20 protein-coding genes and 1 other RNA gene are annotated in these 26462 nt (G+C 63.1%); 15 read left to right on the forward strand and 6 right to left on the reverse strand.

The annotated features are described in order from the left end of the window. Positions 1–122 precede the first annotated feature (122 nt). Positions 123–527, reverse strand: coding sequence for a ferric iron uptake transcriptional regulator (fur, locus tag C167_RS0114325; RefSeq protein ID WP_015478949.1), 405 nt, complete (start codon positions 525–527; stop codon positions 123–125). 96 nt (positions 528–623) lie between these two features. Between fur and C167_RS0114330 the strand changes: the two genes are divergently transcribed. Then, entirely contained in the window at positions 624–1160 is a 537-nt protein-coding gene (locus C167_RS0114330) for an outer membrane protein assembly factor BamE (RefSeq protein ID WP_017518962.1), read from the forward strand. A 71-nt stretch (positions 1161–1231) separates the two neighbouring features. On the opposite strand, the gene C167_RS0114335 is transcribed toward C167_RS0114330, so the two are convergent. Beyond that, complete coding sequence (locus tag C167_RS0114335) at positions 1232–1540, reverse strand: RnfH family protein (protein WP_017518963.1); 309 nt, start codon at positions 1538–1540, stop codon at positions 1232–1234. Then, on the reverse strand, positions 1533–1967 hold the full coding sequence (locus C167_RS0114340) for a type II toxin-antitoxin system RatA family toxin (protein WP_017518964.1): 435 nt from the start codon (positions 1965–1967) through the stop codon (positions 1533–1535). Before C167_RS0114340 ends, C167_RS0114335 begins: the two co-directional genes overlap by 8 nt. Positions 1968–2131: 164 nt before the next feature. Here C167_RS0114340 and smpB point away from each other — a divergent pair, with 164 nt between their 5' ends. Beyond that, a complete protein-coding gene (gene smpB, locus C167_RS0114345) occupies positions 2132–2611 on the forward strand; it encodes an SsrA-binding protein SmpB (RefSeq protein WP_017518965.1) in 480 nt (159 codons plus the stop codon). 36 nt (positions 2612–2647) lie between these two features. On the opposite strand, the gene C167_RS0114350 is transcribed toward smpB, so the two are convergent. Further along, on the reverse strand, positions 2648–3424 hold the full coding sequence (locus tag C167_RS0114350) for an FCD domain-containing protein (RefSeq protein ID WP_017518966.1): 777 nt from the start codon (positions 3422–3424) through the stop codon (positions 2648–2650). A 343-nt stretch (positions 3425–3767) separates the two neighbouring features. On the opposite strand from C167_RS0114350, the gene C167_RS0114355 reads away from it, so the two are divergent. The 12 genes from C167_RS0114355 (at position 3768) to C167_RS33320 (ending at position 22765) form a co-directional block, all read left to right on the forward strand. Continuing rightward, positions 3768–5444, forward strand: a complete 1677-nt coding sequence (locus C167_RS0114355) for a lactate permease LctP family transporter (protein ID WP_017518967.1) — start codon at positions 3768–3770, stop codon at positions 5442–5444. A 155-nt stretch (positions 5445–5599) separates the two neighbouring features. Further along, positions 5600–6745 (forward strand): FMN-dependent L-lactate dehydrogenase LldD, encoded by a 1146-nt coding sequence (lldD, locus tag C167_RS0114360; protein ID WP_017518968.1) that lies wholly within the window; start codon positions 5600–5602, stop codon positions 6743–6745. Between the two features lie 174 nt (positions 6746–6919). After that, a complete protein-coding gene (locus tag C167_RS0114365; protein WP_017518969.1) occupies positions 6920–9736 on the forward strand; it encodes an FAD-binding and (Fe-S)-binding domain-containing protein in 2817 nt (938 codons plus the stop codon). A 376-nt stretch (positions 9737–10112) separates the two neighbouring features. Further along, positions 10113–10790 carry a response regulator gene (locus C167_RS0114370; protein WP_026079049.1) on the forward strand — a complete coding sequence of 226 codons (678 nt, stop codon included), beginning with the start codon at positions 10113–10115 and terminating at the stop codon, positions 10788–10790. Then, positions 10787–12187, forward strand: coding sequence for a sensor histidine kinase (locus C167_RS0114375; protein WP_017518971.1), 1401 nt, complete (start codon positions 10787–10789; stop codon positions 12185–12187). The genes C167_RS0114370 and C167_RS0114375 overlap by 4 nt, the downstream gene beginning before the upstream one ends. An 86-nt stretch (positions 12188–12273) precedes the next feature. Further along, on the forward strand, positions 12274–12540 hold the full coding sequence (locus C167_RS0114380; RefSeq protein WP_017518972.1) for a hypothetical protein: 267 nt from the start codon (positions 12274–12276) through the stop codon (positions 12538–12540). A 151-nt stretch (positions 12541–12691) separates the two neighbouring features. Then, the gene (locus C167_RS0114385) at positions 12692–15976 is read left to right on the forward strand and encodes an acetyl-CoA carboxylase family protein (protein WP_017518973.1); all 3285 of its coding nucleotides are present in this window, start codon (positions 12692–12694) and stop codon (positions 15974–15976) included. Between the two features lie 397 nt (positions 15977–16373). Continuing rightward, complete coding sequence (locus tag C167_RS0114390) at positions 16374–17387, forward strand: sodium:calcium antiporter (protein WP_017518974.1); 1014 nt, start codon at positions 16374–16376, stop codon at positions 17385–17387. 86 nt (positions 17388–17473) lie between these two features. After that, positions 17474–18151 carry a type 1 glutamine amidotransferase domain-containing protein gene (locus tag C167_RS0114395; RefSeq protein WP_017518975.1) on the forward strand — a complete coding sequence of 226 codons (678 nt, stop codon included), beginning with the start codon at positions 17474–17476 and terminating at the stop codon, positions 18149–18151. A 74-nt stretch (positions 18152–18225) separates the two neighbouring features. Continuing rightward, positions 18226–18583, forward strand: a transfer-messenger RNA (tmRNA) gene (ssrA, locus tag C167_RS33715). Between the two features lie 104 nt (positions 18584–18687). Next, positions 18688–21150: a site-specific integrase gene (locus C167_RS33315; RefSeq protein ID WP_017518976.1), complete on the forward strand. Its 2463-nt coding sequence runs from the start codon at positions 18688–18690 to the stop codon at positions 21148–21150. 307 nt (positions 21151–21457) lie between these two features. After that, positions 21458–22765: a site-specific integrase gene (locus C167_RS33320; RefSeq protein WP_017518977.1), complete on the forward strand. Its 1308-nt coding sequence runs from the start codon at positions 21458–21460 to the stop codon at positions 22763–22765. Between the two features lie 124 nt (positions 22766–22889). Here C167_RS33320 and C167_RS33720 read toward each other — a convergent pair whose 3' ends face one another. Next, complete coding sequence (locus C167_RS33720) at positions 22890–25217, reverse strand: relaxase/mobilization nuclease domain-containing protein (RefSeq protein WP_157791843.1); 2328 nt, start codon at positions 25215–25217, stop codon at positions 22890–22892. After that, positions 25207–25512 carry a MobC family plasmid mobilization relaxosome protein gene (locus tag C167_RS33725; protein ID WP_081596674.1) on the reverse strand — a complete coding sequence of 102 codons (306 nt, stop codon included), beginning with the start codon at positions 25510–25512 and terminating at the stop codon, positions 25207–25209. Before C167_RS33725 ends, C167_RS33720 begins: the two co-directional genes overlap by 11 nt. A gap of 439 nt (positions 25513–25951) precedes the next feature. Between C167_RS33725 and C167_RS0114430 the strand changes: the two genes are divergently transcribed. Continuing rightward, positions 25952–26437 carry a hypothetical protein gene (locus C167_RS0114430; protein ID WP_017518982.1) on the forward strand — a complete coding sequence of 162 codons (486 nt, stop codon included), beginning with the start codon at positions 25952–25954 and terminating at the stop codon, positions 26435–26437. The last annotated feature ends 25 nt before the right edge of the window (positions 26438–26462 follow it).

The raw sequence follows: 26462 nt of genomic DNA on the forward strand, positions 1-26462 counted from the left end.
CGCGAACGGAGCTTTCCGGCAGCGTCGGCGTTGCACGGTTCGCGAGCAAGCTCGCTTCCACCCGGAAGCCGCACAAACGAAAACGGCGACCCGAGGGTCGCCGTTTCTGCATCTGCGTGCGCTTACTTCTTCTTGCGCACGTAGAGCACCAGATTGTGATCGACGAGCTCGAAGCCACGCTCGCGAACGATCTCCTTCTGGCGTTTCTCGATTTCCGAGTCCATGAACTCGATGACTTCGCCGGTATCGACGCAAACCATGTGGTCATGGTGACCGCTGTCGGCCAGTTCGAAGACGGCATGGCCGCCGTCGAAGTTGTGGCGCACCACCAGGCCGGCGGCTTCGAACTGGGTCAGGACACGGTAGACGGTGGCCAGGCCAACGTCCTCGCCCGCCTCCATCAGCGCCTTGTATACGTCCTCTGCGCTCATGTGGCGCTGCTCGGCGGAATCGAGCATCTGGAGGATCTTCACGCGCGGCAGTGTGACCTTAAGTCCGGCTTTGCGCAGTTCGCTATTTTCAACCATGTGTGCTTTCTCGGCGCGGAATGCTTCGCAGCATCTCTCAATACAGGTATGATCGGGATTTCGTCGCTCAGCCAAGATAGTGGAAGTCACCCCTTGATGCAAAACGCCAAGCTCATGCTGACCAGTCTCGCTTTCGGGCTGGGACTCGCCGCACTCGCCGGTTGCTCGTTCCCGGGGGTCTACAAGATCGACATCCAGCAGGGCAACGTTGTAACGCAGGACATGATAGACCAGTTGAAGCCCGGAATGACCCGGCGCCAAGTGCGGTTTATCATGGGCAACCCCCTGATCGTGGACACCTTCCACCCCAATCGCTGGGACTACCTCTACAGCATCCAGCCCGGCGGCGGTCAGCGTCAGCAGGAGCGCATGAGCCTGTTCTTCGGTGAAAACGACCAATTGATCGGCCTCAATGGCGACTTCATGCCCGGCGTGAGCCGCGACGAGTCGATCCTCGGCAAGGATGGCGTCGCTCCGCCGCTGGCTCCGGAGGCACCGCAGCAGCAGCCCGAACAGCCCAAGGACGAACCAGCCAAGCCCGGCTCCGTGGAAGAGCAGATCCAGAAGGAGGTCGACCAGGTGGAAACCGTGCCGATCCCGACTCCCGAACCGCTGGACAAGGATCCGCAGTAAGGGACTCGCTCCAACAAAAAAAGCCCGGCCAATGCCGGGCTTTTTGTTGCCTGCGATCTTACCCGGCAGTATCAGCCGCGCGCCGCCTTGGCGCGCGCAGCGCGCTGCTTGCGGACTTCCTTGGGATCGGCGATCAGCGGCCGGTAGATTTCCACCCGCTCGCCCTCTTGCAGCACACGCTCCTCCGGCCTGGCCACAGCCTTGCCGAAGATGCCCAGCGGGCAGTTCGAAATATCCAGACCCGGAAACTGCGAGGCGATGCCGGAAAGCTCCACGGCCTCGCGCATCCGCGTGCCGCGCGGGACGCTCAGGCGCAGCAGCGCCTGCTTGTCCGGCAAGGCATACACCACTTCGATGACGATGCTCGCGGACTCAGCCATGCAACTGCTTGGCACGTTGGCAGAAGGCGTCGACCATGGTGTTCGCCGCCTGGGTGAACAGCGGGCCAAGGGTAGCCTTCACCAACGCGCCGGCGTAGTCGAAGGTCAGGTCGAGGGAAATCTTGCAGGCCTTGTCGCCCAGGGCCTTGAAGGTCCACACGCCGTGCAGCTGGGTGAACGGACCTTCCTCCAGGTTCATCTCGATACTCTGCCCCGGCACCAGCACGTTACGGGTGGTGAAGCGCTGGGTAATGCTGCCCTTGGCCACGGTCAGCTCGGCGCGCATGGCGGTATCGCTTGCCGCCAGCACGGTGGAAGCCGAACACCAGGGCAGGAATTCCGGGTAGCGCGCCACATCGTTGACCAGGTCGTACAGCGCCTTCGCCGGATAGGGCAACAGTGCCGAACGCTGGATATGCGTGCTCATAGACTTCTCGCTTTGTGTTGTGGGGCATCTGACCGCAATCGATGCCCGCCGATCAAAAAAACAGCGCGCATTCTCCGAGATTAGCCACGCACCCTCAAGCTTGCATGCCGTGACACGCTGTCCCGATAGCGGCGCGGCGAGGGACTCCCTATAATGCGCGGCCTATGGCTAAACAGAAGAAACACCCTTCGGGGACCATCGCGCAGAACAAGAAGGCTCTGCACGACTACTTCATCGAGCAGCGCTTCGAGGCGGGCGTCGCCCTGGCCGGCTGGGAAGTGAAAAGCCTGCGCGCCGGCAAGGCGCAGCTGGTGGACAGCTACGTGCTGCTCAAGGATGGCGAAGCCTGGCTGCTGGGCAGTCACATCACGCCGCTGACCACTGCCAGCACCCACGTCATCGCCGACCCGGTGCGCACGCGCAAGCTGCTGCTGCACAAGCGGGAGTTGGGCAAGCTGTTCGGTGCCGTGCAGCAGAAGGGCTACGCCTGCGTCGCGCTGTCGATGTACTGGAAGAAGCACCTGATCAAGTGCGAGATCGCACTGGCCAAGGGCAAGAAAGAGTACGACAAGCGCGGCACCGAGAAGGAGCGCGACTCCGACCGGGAAATCCAGCGCGCCATTCGTCACGGCAAGGACGACTGAAGCCTGTCGCGCCCTCGCCTGAGGGCGCGCTGCCGATCAGGCGTCCACCGCGCCCTGGCGTCGCTGTGCCCGTTGCAGGCGCAACTCCTCAGCCTGCACCTCGGCCAGCACTTCCTGCACGTAGTCGATATGCCGCTGGGAAATCTCCCGCGCAGCTTCCGCGTGCCCGCCGATGATCGCCTCGTACAGTTCGCGGTGTTGACGCATCAACTGCTCGCGGGTCTCGTCGCGCTGCGCGTACATCCCGCCAATATTGGTCACCACGTTGCGCTTGAGCAGGTCGAACAGGCCGCGAATGGTGTGCAGCAATACGGCGTTGTGGCTGGCCTCGGCAATGGCCAGGTGGAAGGCAGCGTCCGCCGCGCCCTCTTCCGCACGACTGACCTTGCCCACTCGCTGATAGCAATCCTGAAGGGTATCGAAGGCCTGCTTCAGGCGCTGGTGATCCACCTCTGTCGCACGCTGCGCCGCGTAGAAGGCGCAGGAACCTTCCAGGGTGTGGCGAAACTCGAGCAGGTCGCGCTGCGCCTCCGGATTACTTTCCAGCAATTGCAGCAGCGGGTCGCTGAACATCGAGCCCAGCCCTTCGCTGACATAGTTGCCGCCGCCCTGGCGACTGACCAGCAGGCCCTTCGCTCCCAGCTTCTGGATCGCCTCGCGCAGTGACGGCCGCGACACACCGAACTGTTCGGCCAGCACGCGCTCGGCGGGCAGCCGCTCGCCGGCCTTAAGGGTGCCCTCGAGGATCATCGCTTCCAGCCGTTCGACAATGTCGTCCGACAGACGGCGCTGCTTGACCTGACCAAAACTCATGTGGGTGTGCCCTCCCGATATCCCGCTCTAGCTCGCGAGCTGCGCAGCGCACCACAACCTGCGCAGCGCCGCGCCCAACAACACGAGTACTTCGCTTTTCAGATCACGCTCGACAAAAGTCGCAGAGCCGCAAATTGACATGCCGCCAGCAGGGCTTTTACCCTTAGCGCTCGCCTTTGTAAATTGGTCTTACCAATTTACCGAAAGCCGAACCGAACCACAACAGTTCACGAAAAATAAGCCGCGATCAGTCGTCCGACCTGCCCAACGCGCCACAAGCGCATCGGAATCGCCCGACCGGCAACCAGGCCCTCCACCCAAAAACAATTAGGGAGCCAACCAGATGCAAACCTGGCAGCAGATCTACACCCCGCTCGGCAGCCTCGGCCTGTCCGCGCTGGTCGCCGTCATCCCGATCGTGTTCTTCTTCCTCGCCCTCGCCGTGTTCCGCCTCAAGGGCCACGTCGCCGGCAGCATCACCCTCGCCCTCTCGATCATCATCGCCATCGCCGCCTTCGGCATGCCCGCCGATATGGCCATTGCCGCCGCCGGCTATGGCTTCGCCTATGGCCTGTGGCCGATCGCCTGGATCATCGTCGCGGCGGTGTTCCTCTACAAACTCACGGTCAAGAGCGGCCAGTTCGAGGTGATCCGCAGCTCAGTGCTGTCGATCACCGGCGACCAGCGCCTGCAGGTGCTGCTGATCGGCTTCTCCTTCGGCGCCTTCCTCGAAGGGGCCGCGGGCTTCGGCGCACCGGTGGCGATCACCGCCGCCCTGCTGGTCGGCCTGGGCTTCAACCCCCTGTACGCCGCCGGCCTGTGCCTGATCGCCAACACCGCGCCGGTGGCCTTCGGCGCGCTGGGCATCCCGATCATCGTCGCAGGCCAGGTCACTGGCATCGACGCCTTCAAGATCGGCGCCATGACCGGCCGCCAACTGCCCTTCCTGTCGATCCTCGTGCCGTTCTGGCTGGTGTTCATGATGGACGGTTTCAAGGGCGTCAAGGAAACCTGGCCGGCCGCACTGGTCGCCGGCGGCAGCTTCGCCATCACCCAGTACTTCACCTCCAACTTCATCGGCCCGGAACTGCCGGACATCACCTCCGCCCTGGTCAGCCTGATCTGCCTGACACTGTTCCTCAAGGTCTGGCAACCGGCCGGCGAGCGTGAAGTAGTCGCCACCGCTGGCGGCGCCGCCGTCCTGGGCGGCAGCGGCCCGCGCGGTACCGAGCCGTCGCCCTACAGCTTCGGCGAGATCCTCAAGGCCTGGTCGCCCTTCCTGGTGCTGACCGTGCTGGTCACCCTCTGGACCCTGAAGCCGTTCAAGGCGCTCTTCGCTCCGGGCGGCGCGCTGTACAACCTGGTATTCAACTTCCCCATCCCGCACCTGGACCAACTGGTGGTGAAGACCGCGCCCATTGTCGCCAACCCGACGCCGATCGCCGCGGTGTTCAAGCTGGACCCGGTCTCGGCCACCGGCACCGCGATCTTCCTGTCCGCCGTGGTCTCGATGTTCATCCTGCGCATCGGGGCGAAAACTGGTCTGACCACCTTCAAGGAGACCCTGATCGAGCTGAAATGGCCGATTCTCTCCATCGGCATGGTGCTCGCCTTTGCTTTCGTCACCAACTATTCGGGCATGTCCACCACCCTGGCGCTGGTCCTGGCCGGCACCGGCGCGGCGTTCCCGTTCTTCTCGCCGTTCCTCGGCTGGCTGGGCGTGTTCCTGACCGGTTCGGATACCTCCTCCAACGCCCTGTTCAGCTCGCTGCAGTCCACCACCGCGCACCAGATCGGCGTCAATGACACCCTGCTGGTCGCCGCCAACACCAGCGGCGGCGTGACCGGCAAGATGATCTCGCCGCAATCCATCGCGGTGGCCTGCGCCGCCACCGGGATGGTCGGCAAGGAATCCGATCTGTTCCGCTTTACCCTCAAGCACAGCCTGATGTTCGCCGCCCTGGTGGGTCTGATCACCCTGGCCCAGGCCTATATCTTCACCGGCATGCTGGTTCACTGACCGAGCACTGATCGGCTGCGCGTCGGCGATACTGCGTTGGAAATGGCCTCGGGATGCTCACCTACAGTTGTAGGCTCCGCTCCCTCGGCCATTTCCGCCTTGTCTCGCTCCAGCTCGCTCGATCCAAAACTTTTTTCTCAAAACGGAAGAGCCCAATGATCATCTCTGCCTCTACCGACTACCGCGCCGCGGCCCAACGCAAACTGCCGCCGTTCCTCTTCCACTACGCCGACGGCGGCGCCTACGCCGAGCGCACCCTGCGCAACAACGTCGACGACCTGGCGGGCATCGCCCTGCGCCAGCGCGTGCTGAAGAACATGTCCGAACTGAGTCTTGAGACGAAGCTGTTCGACGAGACGTTAAGCATGCCCATCGCCCTGGCCCCGGTCGGCCTGACCGGCATGTACGCCAGGCGCGGCGAAGTACAGGCAGCCCGTGCGGCCGCCGCGAAAGGCATTCCGTTCACGATGTCCACAGTGTCGGTCTGCCCCATCGAGGAGGTCGCCCCAGCCATCGACCGGCCCATGTGGTTCCAGCTCTATGTGCTGAAGGATCGCGGCTTCATGCGCAACGCCCTCGAGCGCGCCAAGGCCGCCGGCGTGAAAACCCTGGTGTTCACCGTCGACATGCCGGTACCCGGCGCGCGCTACCGGGATGCCCACTCCGGCATGAGCGGCCCGAACGCGCCGCTGCGCCGCGTCTGGCAGGCCATGACCCACCCGTCCTGGGCATTGGACGTCGGCCTGCTGGGCAAGCCCCATGACCTGGGCAACATCTCCAAGTACCGTGGCAACCCCACTGGCCTGGCCGACTACATCGGCTGGCTGGGCGCGAACTTCGACCCGTCGATTTCGTGGAAGGACCTGGAGTGGATCCGCGAATTCTGGGACGGACCGATGATCATCAAGGGCATTCTCGACCCGGAAGACGCCAAGGACGCGGTGAAATTCGGCGCCGACGGTATCGTCGTATCCAACCACGGCGGCCGCCAGCTTGATGGCGTGCTCTCCAGCGCCCGCGCCCTGCCGGCCATCGCCGATGCGGTGAAAGGCGACCTGAAGATCCTCGCCGACTCCGGCATCCGCAACGGCCTGGACGTGGTGCGCATGATCGCCCTGGGCGCGGACACCGTGCTCATCGGCCGCGCCTTCCTCTACGCCCTGGCGACCCATGGCGAAGCGGGCGTGAAGAACCTGCTGGACCTGTTCGAAAAGGAAATGCGCGTGGCCATGGTGCTCACCGGCGCCAAGACCATCGGCGAGATCACCCGCGACTCGCTGGTGCGCGAACTGGGCGCGTAAACGCCCTGTATTGCTGTAGGAGCGAGCTTGCTCGCGAACCCGCCCAGCTCCGTGCCTTTCCGGTTCGCGAGCAAGCTCGCTCCTACAAGCCAGACCGTGCCTCGGCGCGTTCGATATAAGAACACCGATGGGCCGCCCAGCGGTCCACGCTCACCGATGATGACTGGAGCCGCCATGAGTCTCCCTGCCGCTTTCCTCGACACGGTAGAACACCTGATCCCTCGCGAGCGCCGCTTTGACGACCCGCTCTCGACCCTGGCCTTCGGCACCGACGCCAGCTTCTACCGGCTGATCCCCAAACTGGTGATCCGCGTCGAGAGCGAAGACGAAGTCGCCGCCCTGCTCAAGGCCGCCCACGCCAATCAGGTGGCGATAACCTTCCGCGCCGCCGGCACCAGCCTCTCCGGCCAGGCCGTGAGCGACTCGGTGCTGCTGGTGCTGGGAGACAACTGGAACGGCCGTGACATCCGCGACGGCGGCACGCAGATCCGCCTGCAGCCCGGCGTCATCGGTGCGCAGGCCAACGCCTGGCTCGCTCCGTTCGGCCGCAAGATCGGCCCGGACCCGGCCTCGATCAACGCCTGCAAGATCGGCGGGATCGTCGCCAACAATGCCAGCGGCATGTGCTGCGGCACCGCGCAGAACAGCTACCACACCCTGGCCGGCATGCGCCTGCTGCTGGCCGACGGCACGCTGCTGGACAGCGAGTTGCCCGACAGCGTCGCAGCCTTCCGCGAAAGCCACGGCGCGCTGCTCGACCAACTCGCCGAGCTGGCCCGGCAGACCCGCGCCAACACCGAATTGGCCGCGAAGATCCGCCACAAGTACCGCCTGAAGAACACCACCGGCCTGTCCTTGAACGCGCTGGTCGACTACGACGAGCCGTTGGATATCCTGACCCACCTGATGGTCGGCTCCGAGGGCACACTGGGCTTCATCAGCGCGGTGACCTACGACACCGTGCCGGACCACCCGCACAAGGCCAGCGCGCTGATCGTCTTCCCCGACGTGGAAACCTGCTGCAAGGCCGTGACGGTACTCAAGCAGCAGCCGGTGTCCGCCGTGGAGCTGCTGGACCGCCGCAGCCTGCGCTCGGTTCAGAACATGCAGGGCATGCCCGAGTGGGTGAAGAGCCTTTCAGCAGGAGCCTGCGCACTGCTCATCGAATCCCGCGCGGCGACCCAGTCGCTGCTGCACGAACAGCTTGAGCAGATCATGGCCTCCATCGTCGATTACCCGGTGGAGAAGCAGGTCGACTTCAGCGAAGACCCGGTGGTCTACAACCAGCTCTGGCGCATCCGCAAGGACACCTTCCCGGCTGTCGGTGCGGTACGCGAGACCGGCACCACGGTGATTATCGAGGACGTCACCTTCCCCGTCGAACAGCTGGCCGAAGGCGTCAACCGCCTGATCGGGCTGTTCGACAAGCATGGCTACGACGAAGCCATCCTGTTCGGCCATGCACTGGAAGGGAACCTGCACTTCGTCTTCACCCAGGGCTTCGAATCACCTGAGCAGATTGCGCGCTACTCGGCCTTCATGGACGACGTCGCGCATCTGGTCGCGGTGGAATACGGCGGCTCGCTCAAGGCCGAGCACGGCACCGGGCGCAACATGGCGCCCTTCGTCGAGCTGGAATGGGGCCATGATGCCTACCAGTTGATGTGGCAGTTGAAGCGACTGCTCGACCCCACCGGCATCCTCAACCCCGACGTGGTGCTGACCGACGATCCGCAACTGCACCTGAAGAACCTCAAGCCACTCCCCGCCGCCGACGCCATCGTCGACAAGTGCATCGAATGCGGCTTCTGCGAGCCGGTCTGCCCGTCCAAGGGGCTGACCCTGAGCCCGCGCCAGCGCATCGTCATGTGGCGCGACATCCAGGCCAGGCGCCGCGCCGGCATCGACACCACAGAGCTTGAGCGCGACTACCACTACCAGGGCATCGATACCTGCGCCGCCACCGGCCTGTGCGCACAACGCTGCCCGGTGAACATCAACACCGGCGAGCTGATCCGCAAACTGCGCAGCGAGGAGGCGCATCACGCCGGCACCGCCACCTGGCTCGCGCGCAATTTCGCCACTGCCCTCAAGGGGGCGAAATTCGTGCTGCATGCTGCCAACGGTGCGCGCATGCTGCTGGGCGCGCCGCGGCTGGCTCGTCTCAGCGCCTCCATCAGCCATGCCAGCAAGGGTCGCGTACCGCAGTGGACGTCGGCCATGCCGCAGCCCGTGCGTCTCGCAGCCACGTCGCAGCCTGTGGATAACGGCAAGCCGCGGGTCGTCTACCTCACCGCCTGCGTGTCCCGCGCCATGGGCCCGGCGGCCGCGGACGAAGAGCAGGTGCCGCTGATCGACAAGACCCGCCAACTGCTGGAGAAGGCCGGCTACCAGGTGGTCTTCCCGGACAATGCCGACAACCTCTGCTGCGGTCAGCCCTTCGCTTCCAAGGGTTACAAGAGCCAAGCCGACGCCAAGCGCGACGAGCTGCTCGCCGAACTGCTGCGCGCCAGCCGTGGCGGCCTCGACCCGATCTACTGCGACACCAGTCCCTGCACCCTGCGCCTGGTGCAGGAGCTGGCGGACGACCGGCTGAAGATCTACGACCCGGTGAAATTCATCCGCACCCACCTGGTCGAGCGCCTGGACTTCCAACCGCAGGACAAGCCGGTGGCCGTACACGTCACCTGCAGCACCCAGCACCTGGGCGAAAGCCAGGCGCTGATCGATCTGGTCAAGCGCTGCACCCGCGAAGTCATAGTCCCCGAGGGCATTCACTGCTGCGGCTTCGCTGGCGACAAGGGCTTCACCACGCCCGAGCTGAACGCACACTCGCTGCGCACGCTCAAGGACGCGGTGCAGTATTGCGAGGAAGGCGTCTCCACCAGCCGCACCTGCGAGATCGGCCTGTCCACCCATGGCGGCATCGATTATCGCGGCGTGGTCTACCTGGTGGATCGCGTGACCCGCGCCACGCAACGCTCTTCGTAGGAGCGAGCTTGCTCGCGAACAGTGCGGCTTGGCCTCACCGCGGGACGTCAGGCGGACCTTTCCTACCTGAGACATCGCGACGGAGCCCCGCCCTCTCCCTGAAGGGAGAGGGGGCCGTTCGGTGCCGCCGGCCAGCTTAGCACCTCCCTTGATGCCGCTCAGTCCCCTCTCCCTTCAGGGAGAGGGTTAGGGAGAGGGAAGCCCAGCACCAACGGTCAGCCTGCAGGCCCCCATCACGCAGCGGGCCTCGTCCTCGTCGCGATGCCACGCCAACCCGGCCACTTTTCTTAACCCCTCGTTAAGCGAGCGCTGGCACCCTCTGCCCGAACCGGATGGCGCCAGCTATCCTGCTGCACAGGCCGGTGAGGGGACCACGATGAGAATTCTATTGGCAGAAGACGACCAGTTGCTGGGCGACGGCATCCGCTCCGGGCTCGGTCTGGAAGGCGACACCGTGGACTGGGTGAGCGATGGCGTAGCCGCCGATCAGGCGCTGTCCACCGACGAGTTCGACTTGCTGGTTCTCGACCTCGGCCTGCCACGCAAGGACGGCCTGGAAGTCCTGCGCAGCCTGCGCCGGCGCGGCGACCTGACACCGGTGCTGATCCTTACCGCGCGCGACAAGGTGGCAGACCGCGTGACCGGCCTCGACGCGGGCGCGGACGACTACCTGACCAAACCCTTCGACCTCGACGAACTGCTCGCCCGCGTCCGCGCCCTCACCCGCCGTCATACGGGCCGCGCCGCGCCGCTGCTGCAACACGGCGAACTGGCACTGGACCCGGCTACCCACAAGGTCAGCCTGGCGGGCGCGCCGGTCGACCTCGCGCCCCGCGAGTACGCCTTGCTGCGCCTGCTGCTGGAACAGCGCGGCAAGGTGCTGTCGCGAGCCCGCCTGGTGGAAGCGCTCTATGGGTGGGACGGCGATCTGGAAAGCAACGCCATCGAAGTCCACATCCACCACCTGCGGCGCAAGCTGGGTAACAGCCTGATCCGCACCGTGCGCGGCATCGGCTACGGCATCGACCGCCCGGAAGGTGCGCCCCAGCCTTGAGTACCACGCGCCGCGCCGGCTCCATCAGCCGCCGCCTGCTGCTGACATTGATCGGCGGCGTTTCCCTGCTGTGGCTGGCGGCCGGCCTGTTCACCTACCACCTGACCCGCGAGCAGGTGGACCGCCTCTACGATCAGGACATGATCGACTTCGGCCAGGCCGCCCTGAGCCTGATCGACGTCGCCGACGCCATCGACCCGCAGTCCAGCGACGCGATGGAAATCCTCGCCCGCAGCCGCAAGGCCATCGAAGGGCTGCCGTTGGTCCGCCGCGAAGCCACCCTCGGTTACGCTATCTGGTACCGCGGCCAACCGCTGCTTGCCACGCACAGACCGCCCGAAGGCATAGAAGCGCAGCCACCGGGCTTCTCCGACCTGTACAGCGGCGAGGTCAACTGGCGCGTCCTGCAGATGCACACGCCCGGGGCCGATGAAGTGCGCATCTGGGTTTTCGAGAACCTGCACTATCGCCACAAGACGTTGCACCTGCTGCTGTTCAGCGCCCTCTTCCCACTGCTGCTGGCCTTGCCCTTGTTCGGCGTGCTGGTGTGGTTCGGCGTGCGCCAGGGCCTGGCGCCATTGCGCAGCCTGATCGAGCAGGTCCACCAGCGCGGCGCCCACAGCCTCCATCCACTGGCCCTGAGCCGGGCGCCGGTGGAAGTGCACAGCCTGGTCAACGAGCTGAACCTGCTGCTGGAGCGCCTGAACTCGGCAATGGAGGCCGAGCGACGGTTGACCAGCGACGCCGCCCATGAAATCCGCACGCCACTGGCCAGCCTGCGTACACACGCCCAGGTCGCGTTGCGCTCGTCCGATCCCGCAGCCCATGCCCACGGTCTGCAGCAGGTCAGTCGCAGCGTCGAGCGGATCAGCGCCCTGATGGAACAGATCCTGCTGCTGGCGCGGCTCGATGCCGAAGAGTTGCACGAAATCTTCGCCCCGGTGGACCTGCGCCTGTTGGCCGAAGACGCCATCGCCGACCTCGCGCCGCAGGCCATCGACAAGCAGATCGACCTGACGCTGGACAGCCAGGATGCCAAACTGCGTGGCGTTGCCGCATGGCTTGGGGTGATGTTGACCAACCTGGTCGGCAATGCCCTGCGCTACACCCCCGAAGGCGGCCGCGTGGCTGTCAGCCTGGAGGTCGACCACGATCGCCTGGTCCTCTGGGTGCGCGACAACGGCCCCGGTGTGGCCCCCGCCGAGCAAGCGGCGATCTTCACCCGCTTCTATCGCAGCCCGAACGTCGCCAGCAGCAACGGCAGCGGACTGGGGCTTCCCATCGTCAAACGCATCGTGGAGATCCACCGCGGGCGTATCTCGCTGCACGGGGGGCTGGATGGCGCCGGCCTGGGCGTCTGCGTCGAGCTTCCGACAACCGTTGGGCAAATACTCTGAACCCGGCGCAAAAATGCGCAGTCCACCCTGTACGACCCGCTAATGCGGTCCGCCGACCATCGGTCAAACGTGACAGGAGTACTGCCATGAAACGCGCCGCCCTGCTCATTACCGCCGCCCTGCTGGCCTCGCCGGCCTTTGCTGACGACCTGTGCAGCACCAACCTGCAGAAAGTCGACGACGCGGTAAAAACCACCACCAATAACACCCAGGCCCAGGAACAGGCCATGCGCCTGCAGGAAAAGGCCGCCCAGGCCCAGGCCGCCGGCAATACCAAGGAATGCATCGCACACACCGAAAAAGCCCTCAAGCTGCTCAAGGACAACACCGGCGACGGTGGAGCCAACGGGTGACCTCGGTCGCGACGACCGGCCATCGAGCCGGTCGCCGCCCATAAGGCAGACGAAGCCTGCGCCATTCGCAAGGCCGTGGTTCATTCCCCCGCCCCGCACGCTCCCTAAGATGGTGCGATTCCCGACCACAAGAAGCAAAAACGGAATCGCCATGCCCGTCACCCGCCTGCTCATCGCCAATCGTGGCGAGATCGCCATCCGTATTGCCCGCGCCGCTGCCGAGCTGGGAATCCAGACGCTGGCGATCTTCGCCGAGGACGACGCCGCCTCGCTGCACACACGACAGGCCGACCAGGCCGCAGCCCTGAAAGGGCGTGGCGCCAGCGCCTATCTCGACCAGCAGCAGATCATCGACATCGCTCAGTCCCACGGCTGCGATGCGGTGCATCCGGGCTATGGCTTCCTTTCCGAGAACGCCGGCTTCGCCCGCCGCTGCGAAGCCGCCGGGCTCACCTTCGTCGGCCCCTCGGCAGAAGCGCTCGACGTCTTCGGCGACAAGGCCCGCGCCCGCGACCTGGCCCGCGACCACGGCGTCGCACTGGCTGCCGGCAGCAACCGCGCCACTTCCCTGGAGGACGCCGAACGCTTCTTCCGCGAACTGCCCGCCGGCTCCAGCATGATGATCAAGGCCCTCGCCGGCGGCGGCGGACGCGGCATGCGTGCGGTGGGAAGCCTCGAGGAAATCACTGACGCCTACGCCCGCTGCCAGGCCGAAGCCCGGGCTGCCTTCGGCGATGATCGTCTGTATGTCGAGCGCCTGATCCAACGCGCCCGCCATATCGAGGTGCAGGTGATCGGCGACGGCCGCACCGTCAGCCACCTGTGGGAACGCGACTGCACCCTGCAGCGACGCCACCAGAAATTGCTGGAGATCGCCCCCAGCCCCGACCTGCACCCACGCCTGCGCGGCGCCATTCTCGCCGCCGCCGTGCGACTGGCCGAAGCGGTGGGTTATCAAGGACTGGGCACCTTCGAGTTCCTGATCGACGAGGACAGCGGCGACTTCGTATTCATGGAAGCCAACCCACGCCTGCAGGTGGAACACACCATCACCGAAGCGGTGACTGGCGTCGACCTGGTCCAGGCGCAACTGCGAATCGCCGCAGGCGCCAGCCTCGCCGAACTGAACCTGACCCAGGCCGAGCTTCCTGCGCCGCGCGGCCACGCCCTGCAACTGCGGATCAACCTGGAGAGCATCGCCAGCGACGGTACGCCGCACCTCGCCTGCGGCACCCTCAGCGCCTACGAGCCGCCCAGCGGCCCCGGTCTGCGCGTGGATGGCTACGGCTATGCCGGCTACCGCAACAGCGCCGGCTACGACTCGCTGCTGGCCAAGCTGATCGTCCACGGCAACGGTGGTTATCCACAGCTGGTGCAGCGCGCTTACCGTGCTCTGTGCGAGTTCCGTCTTGAAGGTGTGGCAAGCAACATCCCGCTGCTACTCAATCTGCTGCGCCAGCGCGCAGTGGCCGACAACCAGGTCACCACCCGCTACATCGAAGAACACCTGGCCACACTACTGGGTGCCCAGCAGCACGCGCATCCGCACCGCTTCTTCAGCCATGCCGGTGCAACCGCGCCAGCCCAGCGCACCAGCGCAGTGCCAGCTGGATGCCTCCCGCTTGCTACGCCCAGCGCAGGCGTACTGGTCAGCCTTGGCGCGGCCACTGGCGATGCGGTCGCCCAGGGCCAGACCATCGCCATCGTCGAGGCGATGAAGATGGAATTCGAGGTGAAAGCCAGCGCCAGTGGCATCGTCCACAGCCTCGCCGCCACGCCGGGCGACAGCCTCGGCGAGGGAGACGCGCTGCTGTTCGTCGAGCCCGCGGATATCGAGGCGCAGGACCATCAAACCAGCACCTCCATCGATCTCGACGCCCTCCGCGCCGACCTCGCCGAAGTCATTGAGCGCCACGCCATCGGCCTTGACGCGCGACGTCCGGAGGCTGTCGCCAAGCGCCACAAGATCGGCAAGCGCACCACCCGCGAGAACCTCGCCGACCTGCTCGATGACGGCAGCTTCATCGAGTACGGCGCGCTGGCCATCGCTGCACAGCGCCGTCGCCGCAGCGTCGAGGAGCTGATCGCCAGCAGCCCCGCCGACGGCCTGGTCAGCGGCCTGGGCAGCATCAACGCTGCGCAGTTCGGCGACGACAAGGCCCGCTGCCTGGTGCTGGCCTACGACTACACGGTGTTCGCCGGCACCCAGGGGGTGATGAACCACAAGAAGACCGACCGCATGCTGCACCTCGCCGAGCAATGGCGCATCCCATTGGTGCTCTACGCGGAAGGTGGCGGCGGGCGTCCGGGCGACAGCGATTTCGTCGGCGTGGCGGGGCTCGACAACATGAGCTTCGTCGGCCTGGCGCGACTCTCCGGACTGGTGCCGCTGGTGGGCGTGGTCTCCGGCCGCTGCTTCGCCGGCAACGCGGCGCTGCTGGGCTGTTGCGACGTGATCATCGCCACCCGCGATACCAGCTTGGGTATGGCCGGCCCGGCAATGATCGAGGGCGGCGGCCTGGGCAGTTTCGCCCCCGAGGAAGTCGGGCCCAGCGACGTACAGAGCGCCAACGGCGTAATCGACGTCCTGGTGGAAGACGAGGTTGAAGCCACCCGCATCGCCCGCCAGTACCTCGCCTATTTCCAGGGCGACATTCCAGACTGGCAGTGCGCCGACCAGCGCCTGCTGCGCCACGCGGTGCCGGAGAACCGCCTGCGCGTCTACGACATCCGCCAGGTCATCGAGCAACTGGCCGATAGCGGTTCGGTGCTGGAGCTGCGCCGGCATTTCGCCGCCGGCATGGTCACCGCGCTGGTGCGTATCGAGGGCAAGCCCTTCGGCTTGATGGCCAACAACCCCATGCACCTGGGCGGCGCCATCGACGCCGAGGCGGGCGACAAGGCCGCGCGCTTCATGCAACTGTGCGATGCCTTCGATCTGCCGATCATCTCGCTGTGCGACACCCCCGGCTTCATGGTCGGCCCGCAAGCAGAGAAGACCGGCACCGTGCGCCATGTCTCGCGGATGTTCGTCACTGCCGCGAGCCTGACCGTGCCCTTCTTCACCGTGGTCCTGCGCAAGGGCTACGGCCTCGGCGCGCAGGCCATGGCCGCCGGAAGCTTCCACGCCGCGCTGTTCACCGTGGCCTGGCCCAGCGGCGAGTTCGGCGCCATGGGGTTGGAGGGAGCGATTCGTCTTGGCTACGCCAAGGAGCTGGCAGCCATCGAGGACGTACAGGAACGGCAAAAGCTCTTCGACAAGCTGGTGGCCGCCGCCTACCGCAACGGCAAGGGGCTGAACATGGCGAGCTACCTGGAGATCGACGACGTCATCGACCCGGCCGATACCCGCCGCTGGCTGCTGCGCGGGCTGGCATCGACGCCCAGGCCTGCTCCGCGCCAGGGGAAAAAGCGCCCACTGATCGATACCTGGTGACGCCCGGGTTGAGCTGCCCGGCCAATCCGCTAGAATGCGCGGCGTCATTGGGGAGTAGCCGACCGTTTCGTGAACGGGGGCGACGTCAACACACTTGGCCCAAATCAGTTGACGATCTCGCGAGCTAGAGCAGAACAAAGCGAGCGCAGCGGAGAAAGCGCAGTTTACGAATAGTAAATGAGCATTTCTCAGCTGTTCTCAACGCAGTTATGCCGACGCGCAGCAGATCGTAGACGGATTTCAGGCCATGGCGTCGCCAGCAGACTAGCCTGGCAAGACCTTTGACCACGTGATCTCCGCAACGGCCGGGGAGATGCGTGGTCATGGGTACTACACCGGCCGGGAGCTTCACCGTGACTCACCCCACTCTTCGCTCCACCCGCCTGGAGCCGCGCGCATGCTGACCTTCCTTCTCGAACTGCTCGGCATGCTGCTGGTGATCCTGATCGCCGCCGAACTCTTCACCAACGCCCTGGAACACTTCGGCGAGCGCCTGGGAATTTCCGAAGGCGTCACCGGTTCGCTGTTCGCCGCCGTCGGCACGGCCCTGCCGGAAACCCTGATCCCGCTGCTGGCGTTGTTCGCCGGCACCAGCAACGTCAACCTCAACGAGGAAGTCGGCGTCGGCGCCATTCTCGGCGCGCCGCTGATGCTCTCCACCCTGTCCACCTGCCTGATGGCCTGCGTCGCCTGGCGCGCCCGCGGCCTGCTCGGGCGCATCCGCCCGGAGCGCACCGGCCTGCAGCGCGACTTGAACTTCTTCCTGGTCGCCTTCAGCTTCGCCGCCATCGCCATGTTCGTGCCGGCCGAACTGCGCGGCGTACGCATCGCCCTCAGCATGCTGCTGGTGCTCACCTACATCGGCTACATCACACTCACCCTGCGCGCGTCGCAAGGCCTGGTGCAAGACGGCCACGGCACCGAAGCCGACCACCGCATGTACCTGTCGCGCATCGGCCTGCCGACCAACCTCGCCAGCATCCTGCTGCAACTGCTGCTGGGCCTAGCGCTGCTGGTGCTGGGCGCCAAGGGCTTCATCCATGGCGTGGAAGGCCTGTCGCACATTCTGGGCATTTCGGCGCTACTGCTGTCCCTGCTGATCATCCCCATCGCCACCGAGCTGCCGGAAAAGATCAACAGCATCCTCTGGGTGCGCCGCGGCAAGGACACCCTGGCCTTCGGCAATATCAGCGGCGCCATGGTGTTCCAGGGCACCCTGCTGCCCGCCATTGGCATCTTGCTCACGCCTTGGGAGCCGCGAATCGAGGTCCTCACTGGCGTGCTCGTCACCCTCGGCGCTGCGCTCTGGCTGCGAATCAACGCCCAGCGCGGCGCTGGCCTGCCCATCTGGGTACTCATGCTCAACGGCGTGCTGTACGCCGCCTATCTGGGTATCACCCTATCGCGCTGACGCGGTCGGCTCATTGCCTACACTGACAGTCCGGGCTGCCGTTTCGGCGGCAGCCGCACGACTAGCGATACGCCGAAGGAGTGAGCATGAAAATCCTGGTAGTCCTGACCTCCCACGACCAGCTCGGCAACACCGGCAAGAAAACCGGCTTCTGGCTCGAGGAGTTCGCCGCGCCCTACTACGTGTTCAAGGATGCCGGCGCCAGCCTGACCCTGGCCTCGCCCAAGGGCGGCCAGCCGCCGCTCGACCCCAAGAGCGACGAGGAAGGCGCCCAGACCCCAGCCACCCTGCGCTTCCGCCAGGACAGCGAAGCCCAGGCCGCGCTCGCCAACACCGTGAAGCTCAGCGAGGTGAAAGCCGACGACTACGACGCGGTGTTCTACCCCGGCGGCCACGGCCCGCTCTGGGATCTGGCCGAGGACCGCACCTCGGTAGCGCTGATCGAAGCCTTCCACTCCAGTGGCAAGACCGTCTCCGCTGTCTGCCATGCTCCGGCCGTGTTCCGCCACCCGCGCGGTGTGGACGGCCAGCCGCTCGTGCAGGGCCGGCACGTCACCGGCTTCTCCAACAGCGAGGAAGACGCTGTTGGCCTTACCGACGTGGTGCCCTTCCTCGTCCAGGACATGCTCAAGGCCAACGGCGCTCGCTACAGCAAGGGCCCGGACTGGCAGAGTCACGTCGAGGTAGACCGCGGCCTGATCACCGGGCAGAACCCCGCCTCCTCCGAGGCCGTGGCCGAAGCCGTGCTGAAATTCCTGGCCTGACAATACCTTGCGCCGCCCCGGGTGGCTATCGGGGCGGCTTTACCGTAGAATGGACCTCGACCTTGAAAGGTTTTGGGGCCGATTAGGATTCGACGCCGGTAACAAAACTCGAGGGGCATGCCGAGTAGGTGACAGTTCTCGTAAATCAGCTGCCACAACTTTATAGTTGCCAACGACGACAACTACGCCCTAGCAGCCTAAGTGCCGCTAGCAGACCCTAGGGGATGCCTGTAAACCCGAAGATTAGGTCTGTCATATAGAACAGGATCGCCGCCAAGTTCGCTGTAGACGTAACGGCTAAAACTCATACAGCTCGCTCCAAGCGCCCTGCCACTCGGGCCGCAAGGAGTTAACCTAATAGAGATGGCTAAGCATGTAGAACCGACAGCGGAGAACTGGCGGACGGGGGTTCAAATCCCCCCGGCTCCACCAATCAAATCGTTAAGTCTTTGATTTTTAAGACTTAACTGATCAAGGGGTTCAAACCGAGTCTGGAAATTTCTCGCAAATTTCCAATTACGACGAGGTTGAACCCCATGATCCATCTCTCTCATTACCTGTACCGCGACCACGCAGATCGCCTGACCTTCCGGCTGATCCTGCCCAGCCTCCTGCAACAACGCTTTCCCTCCGTGGGCCGCGAAATTCGCTGGTCGCTCGACGGCGTCCCACTGGACGACGCTCGGGAGCTGGCCCTGAATCTCGCTCGGCGCATTCGCGATTTGCGCTTCCGTCTGGGCGACATCAAGACCGCCGAAGGCCTGCAGCAGGAGCTCCAACGGATTCAAGGCTCGATTCCGCCACTGAGTCGCCAGAGTGCCCCCAGTCCGTCGGCGCGCGCCCAGAGTTCGCAGGCCGCCTGCCCGGTCCTGGACCTGAGCCTCAGTGTCGGCCGTCAACGCCTCGAACAACTGCGCCTGACGCCGACCTTTCTGTTGCGTGACGAGCACCAGCTCACAGTGCAGGCCCCCTTGCCGGAGCTGCTCGGAGCCGCCTACCCGCTGATGCTGAAAACCCAGGTGTTCGACCTGCACACCCTGAATCCCCAGGAAGGCGAGCAGCGTGCCGCTTTCATCCTGCAAGGCCTGGCGGAGCTGAACGAGCGGCTTCAACATTGCCTGGATCGCGGTGAATGGCTGCCCCTCTACCAGGCCAGCTTCCATCTCGAGGCCCTGCGTCGCTACCTGCTTCCGGAACACGGCCTGCACTTTCACCATGACCCGCGCTGGCTGCCACTGCGCCCACAGGATTTGCGCGAGCGCGACCACGAGCACCTACGCCGTCTAGACCCCCAGGCCGGTTCCGACACACCGAGCCATCGGTTGCATCCAGCGACCGGCGGCGCACATCGGCTGGACATCAGCACGCCTCAACTGCTGCGCGAGCACTACCCCCAACTGCCGGATCAGTTGACCCTCGACCTGCACACACAGGATCTGCACGAGGCTGTGCTGAAGGCGGGCTTTGTGCTGGAGCGCTTCGACTGGTTGACCGACCTAGTGAGGCAGAGCCAGCACTTTGGCGGAGGCATTCCCAGCCTGCACGAATTGCGTCTGCACGTGGAGGCAATTCGGGGCCGCTTACGCCCCGATGACGACCATCCCCAGCCTCCGCGCCCCACGCAACCCGACGCTGCCGCCTCAACGCGAGACGCCAGTTGGACCTTGCCCAGCGCGCACGCCGATACGGTGCCAGCCAATCCCCTCGGCGCATTGTTCGCCAACGGCTTCCAGCCCCGCAGCGAACAGCGCACTGAGGGCCAGATGAGTGTCCATCAACTGATGGAGCGCTACCGGCGTGAGCAGGAGCTGACCGGCCAGTGGTCCCATCAAGGCACGCGCTTTCTCAACTGCGCACGCCTGGAAGTAGTCTGCGAGCTGTTGGGGCCTACGCGCCCCATTGCGTCGATCACCACCGAAGACTTTCGCAATCTGCGCACCGTGCTGCTGATGTACCCCCGCAACCGCCGACAGATCAGCGAGCTGAACGACACACCGATCCACGTCCTGATCGCACAAGGGGGCTATGAAGCCATTCACGCCAAAACGGCGAAGAAGTACTTCGATCTGGCCAAGGGCATGTTTCGCTTCGCCTACGACAATGAGTGGATCGCCCGCGACATCGCGGGCCCGGTTCGGCTCAAGGAAATCGCCCGCAAGAAGAGCAGCCGCGTTCGTCGCGCCTATACGCAGCAGGAGCTGCAGATGCTGTTCAATGGCCCGGTATACACTGCCCACGATGTTCCCCGTTGGCGGATGGACAGCTACAAATTCTGGCTCCCCCTACTCGGGTTGTTCACCGGTTCCCGGCTCAACGAACTCTGTCAGCTCACCCTGGAGGATATTTGCCAGAGCCCCGGAGGAATCTGGGTCATGCGCCACAACCTCAACCATCCACACAAGCTGCTGAAAAACGCCAGCAGTGAACGGGACATTCCGCTGCACTCGGTGCTCATCGAGAAAGGTTTTCTGGAGTTCCTCGCGCAACGCGGTGCCGAAGCCTCATCGCGCAAGGAGCTGCTGTTTCCCGAAATGCGCGCGGACATTCGCCGTGCTCACAGTCACCTCGCCTCGCGCTGGTTCTGTGGCGACCCGCAACGGGTCGGCTACTTACAACAATGTGGCTTCCCACGTCGCAATGGCCTCAGTTTCCATTCGCTGCGCCATACCTTCGTCAACCAGTTGCGCCAGACCGGCGTGGATCAGCCACGTATTCAAGCGCTGACAGGGCATACCAATGACTCGACGACCGGGGAGTATGGCAATGGCTACAGCATGGAGCTCAAGCAGGAAACCGTGGAGATGTTGCGCTTCAACCTCGATCTCAGCCATGTCAGCTATGAGCGCTTTCAGGCCTTACAGAAACGCAGCTTTCGTCCCGGTCGCCCCACATCAGCACGACATCCTACCAGTGCGATCCGAAACACCTCGCCGACCGAGAAGCCGGACAACCAGGCACTGGTGGATTGGCTGAGGCAACAACACGACCCACAGCAGTAACCCGTCTGAATGCCAGGCGCCGGTGCAGATTGCCGGCGTCACCATCGACCGTATTCACGGCCTCAGCCCGCCCTTTGTGTTCCCATTCACGCAAAAAACTCTATCTATTGATTTTTCTACAACCTCAGCCAGCCGGAGGTTTAAAAATAATCAAGCACCGTTTTAAAACATATCGACATGCAGCAAAGCTCATACTCTCTTGACAGAGCTAAAACCGTTTCTATATTGGGACCACAAGCTTGGTAGCCCCAGGCTTGGTCATAGAAAGAGTCTCCTTATGGCCTCACTTTGGAGCCAAGGAGTTGCAATGTCATGCACTAATACCCTGACCTTTACCGTCCCGCAGCACAATACGCTCGACCCACTCACGCTGGCCGTCACGATTCAAGCGCTGCTCAATAACCCCCAGCACTTGGGCACCTTCCCCGGGCAGTCTCAACGAGACACCGCCGTCCCGCACAGCACACCCGCTCCGTCGCAACAGGTGACGCTGCAATATGCCGCCAACGCCATGGTCCATGAGTACGCCGCACTTGGACACTGGGAGTATGGCTCCACCTACAAATACCGCTCACAACTGCAGCAGATCATTAATCTGCTGGGGCCTGATCGTCTGACGAGCTCCTTGTGTACGAGCGATCTCACTACGCTGAAAGACTCCCTGAAGTTCAAGAGCAAGAACTCCTTGCGTCTACCTGCGATCGACTCCTCGCGGATTCACGATGCAAACATCGAAGGCAATATCGGCGGCGAAACCATTTACCGCTACTTCAACCTGTTGAAGCGGTTCATCGTTTTCTGCCAGGAATCCAAGTATTCGCTCGGCCAGATAGATATGAGCGTAAAACTTGCCGGGCAATCCCCCAGTACGGACCACTACGCAACGTTCGACTCGACCGAGCTCAATGCGATCTTCAGCAGTCGTGTCTACACCACTGAACCGACGGATCGGTTCCGCTGGACGCCCTACAGTTATTGCTTCTGGCTCCCGTTGCTTGGCGTGTTCACGGGTGCGCGCCCAGGTGAGCTGTGCCAACTGAATGCCGGTGATGTATTCGAGGAGTCCGGCCTCCCCGTCGTACGCATCACCGACAGAGGCCCCCTGCAGCGCCTGAAGACCGACGCCAGCGCCCGGGACATACCACTTCATCCTCAACTAATCGCTGCTGGTTTCCTCGACTTCGTCGCCATGCGACGCCAGCAGGGTGGCCGGTTCCAACCGCTGTTCCCCGAGTTGCCCTATGACCGGAGGCATGGGCATGCCCGCGCGGCCTCCCGGTGGTTCAGTGGCCAAGGCAGTACTGATCTGGGTTACCTCAGCGCCTGCGGCCTCAGTAAAGGAATGGGCTACTGCCTCTACAGCTTTCGCCACACGTTTATTGATCTACTGCGTAAAGCCGGGGTGCAGGAGATGATGATCAAGACGCTTGCCGGCCATGCACTGGAGGACGACATGACCATCAACTATGGCCAGAATTTCTCCCTGGCCCAACGACACGAGAAACTCGCTCAACTTCGTCTGGATATCGATCTCTCGCACATCGCCTGGGCGAATTACCAACGCCTGCAGCGGCTCAAACCGCATTGCCAGAAAAACAGGCGAGCGGCATCTTAGCGCTGCTGACTTGAGGGCAGCCCATCGAGAGGCCATTTCCAGGAGATGGCCAATCTCCTGGCTGTCGATGGGTTGGCTGCTTTAACGAGCGAGGCACAATGTCCCCCGCAAAGTCGCCCACGACTCACGGAGCAGGCGACTCCGGCTGGGGACGAGGTCGCCCATTCAGCAGCCCTTCATCGTGCTCATCCATGACCTGAGAACGTTGTATGGGTACAGCTCCTAGCATCCTGGGGGGGCCCACCTCGCCCTTCAACTGCCGCAGTTGACTCGAAAACTGCATTCCCATCGTTTTTGGGGTGAGCCTGAAAGCACTACAGAGCTGCAGCTGCTCATCATGCCAGCAGTCAAACCCAGGCAATGGGAAGGACACGCTGCCGATGTGCCCCCGAACGCTCGCCTGAAGCCCAATCTGCACCTGCTCTGCCAAGCCATCCATAACGTCACGGCGCTCACATCCATAGTTCACGTGAACGAAGATCTCGGTCACACCGTTCCGGGTGAACTGGATGGTCGGCTCGACTCCCCGTGCGCTCAGCACCAAGAGATCCGCCTCAGTTACATTGACCAGATGCAGCCAGCTGTCAGCCGATGAGAGTGACAACTGCACATTGCAGCCCTGGCTGTTCAGCACCTGTAAGTTGGACCAAGCAGAGTGAACCTGCTCACTCGCAGTCAAATTGCAGAGTGGCTCATTGCCGGGTCTAGCGCACGCGATACTCCACCGCGTAAACCTGCGATCCAGCTCCCATACCATGTCCATAATGGTCTGCAAGTCCTCGGTTTCGAGCGCAGAATGCACACCCTGGCGCAGCAATGCCGCCTTCCCCAGGCGAGAGGCTCGGCGCATATAGGGCGTGAAGTGAGGCTCGGGTCTCAGTCCTGCACCTGCGGATACGAGGACCTCAACACGGTTTTGAACTCCATCAACATCGCTCGAAGCTCGCTCATTTCCGCCCTCATTTCCTGAACCTCGTTGCGCATCAACACACGCATTTCCTTGAGCAGCATCTGGTTCTCCAGTGCCAGTGATGTCATGCCCTGAAGCAATGGGTACATCGCCTCCGCCAGTTCCTCGCTGGTCGACACTTTCGCCCTCCGCATGGCATCCAACTTTACGGACAGGGCCAGAGACATCTCCTCCGTCCGGAGTTGGACCTCCTGCCGAGCCATCTCCTCGGCCATTTTCAGCTTGCTCATTCATCCACCATTCCAATCGAAATCTATCTGCTTCTGTTGGTTTATACCCCACAACCGAAATGCCACGCAGCGCCAGCTCGAACCACATCCGCCTGCGGAATACCTCACCTCCGGTAACACCTACTCGCTTCACCCCACGCAGCCGAGAACGCTCGGCCATTGCCTCGTAAACAGATTGATGGGCGGATCTGGCAACGCACACCTTGGGCGACTCGATGAATGCGGTCCGTGTCGGCTTGTTCCTCCATACCCAATCGATGCGTTGATCACTGACAGGCTTGGCAATAAATCGCTTGAGCGTTGGAGGCTTCCCTTGTGGCAAAGCCGGTACGGAAGGATCGGCCTCCATGTGTATCGACCCCGGATCGACGGGATCAACCGCGAAAGGCCGTAGCAGGTGAAGATGCTGCGATGGCGCAAAGTTGAGCTGTTTGGCGAGCGCCGACCATGAGTAGCCCTTCCCCAGGTCACTTCCTTTCATAGGAAACCCATCCCCATACTGAAACGAGATTCCAGAGACTCGACCAGTACTCGCTATACGGGGGATTGGCGTGACACCGGCATCGAGCAGGCGCTGCCAGAAAACAGGAAATGGGGGATTTCCAGCCAACGCCACATCGACTATTTGCTGAAGCAACATTCGGCTTGAGGGCTGCCCGGTGCGAATGGCCATATTCAGCTCATTGCCCGTTGGCGACCTTTTCCGAGCCGGTTCCCCACCAGGCCGTCCAGCGGTCACCTGATACAAGCCATGTTTCACTTCCAGCCGAGCTGCGGCAGCTTCCCAGAGTCGAAAATCCATGCGCGGATTCCAGATCCGTCCACCACGCTCGACGACAGAAAATACGATGTGGACATGCAGGTGAGCCTTATCGCCATGCACGACATACATCGCCTGCCGATCTCCAGGAGCGACTTCAACCATCGCCTCTTTAGCCAATTCAATCGCCTGCTCAGCTGTCAGTTGATCAGCCTTGTGCTCGGTATCTCCGGGGAAAAAACTCAGCACGGAATGTACAAAATAATCCTCCGGTGGCTTTTTCCCGCAGCGCTCCCGAGCAGTGAATTCCCACAGCGCAGCAGCCCACTGTTTCGCATAGCTGAGCGGTGTCTCGCCGGGCAACATCGGCAACGCGTTGATCGACTCATGCCGCAGCACGCGCTCATTTGACTCACCCTTACGAGACAGCAGATACCGAACCAGGATGCGCAAATGTCGCTTCGAGCGATGTTTGCGGACCTTAAAAATCATCCAGCAGCCCCCGCAGGGCACGCAGTTCGGCTGCGATTTCACGCAGTGCTGCGTCATCCACAAGCAGTCCAGCATTGGCCGAGTGAGCCAACTGATTGAGATTGTTGCCGATGCGAGACAAGTGATTGATCGACTCAGCGTCCCAGACTGGGATCGGCGGAATGATTTCGCGATCCAGCGCGGCCCGGACCAGCCAATCGGCAACGCTGAGATGGAGACCACGGGCTTTGGCGGTGATGATTCTCTTGTCGTGAGGAGTTATTCGGAGGCATAGCCTCGCTGTTTTTCTATCCATGATGAGCACCTTGTTATTATTTTTATGTCAATGCTATTGACGTATTAAGTACGCCTTTTCTTTTTCAAGCGAAGCGCAGAAAAAGCGAGCCGCGTGGGGAGGAACGAAGTGACGTACAACGCCTTTGCTCGCAATCGCGCGGCCTCAAATAAAGTATCTCACAGCTAAACCTGCGAAAAACGCCGACAGGGAAACTTGGTCTTTTTCCAGGGAAATTCGGTAATTTACCCCCAGGTTAGCCACCTTTTATGAGCGCACAGTCGTCGAGTGTCTTTCCCATTCAGGCCTTTCTTTTCCAAATTTGGACACCTAATGTCCGAATTCGGCCATGCCATTCCGACTTCGGCCGCACGTGGCCATACGCGGTAGTCGTCTGCCGTATTTGGCTCATTGCCACCGAAATCGCCGAAGAAAAACCGAATTGGGAGAGGGGGTGCCAATGGCCCAGCTACGTATGATCAATGAACCTGGACTGGTCGAGCAGGTGCAATCCAGCCTTTACGAGGCCGGAATGATCTCCCTGACAGAAGTCAGAGACTGCATCTCGAACCCCAGGATCCGGGACTTCTACGTGCGGGATCTCGACGCATCGGGTCTTCCGCTGGCCGGTATCAGTGCCCTGAGTGAAATCAGCATGCTGGCGGACAACTGGCAGAAAACCTATGCCATCAGCCTTGACGGCTGGCGAGACAGGCAGGGGTCGCTTCAGCTTGTCGATAGCTTCCACTTCCAGGACCCGAGCATCTCGATCGTACAGGTCTGGTACTGCGATCCTCTGGAGATTCGCTCGCACGAGTTGGCCTGGCTGCTCGCCCTTGCAGTGTCATTCACCGATTGCGAATTGCGCCGGTGCGAACGTACCTGTGGGGCGATCAACGAAATACTCGAACGCCATGGTTTTGCACTAGAAGACTCATGGTTCTGACAGCAAAGCGCATCACGCAGCTCTT

The organism is Pseudomonas nitroreducens TX1 (assembly GCF_000313755.1).
In the GTDB taxonomy this organism is placed as follows: domain Bacteria; phylum Pseudomonadota; class Gammaproteobacteria; order Pseudomonadales; family Pseudomonadaceae; genus Pseudomonas; species Pseudomonas nitroreducens_A.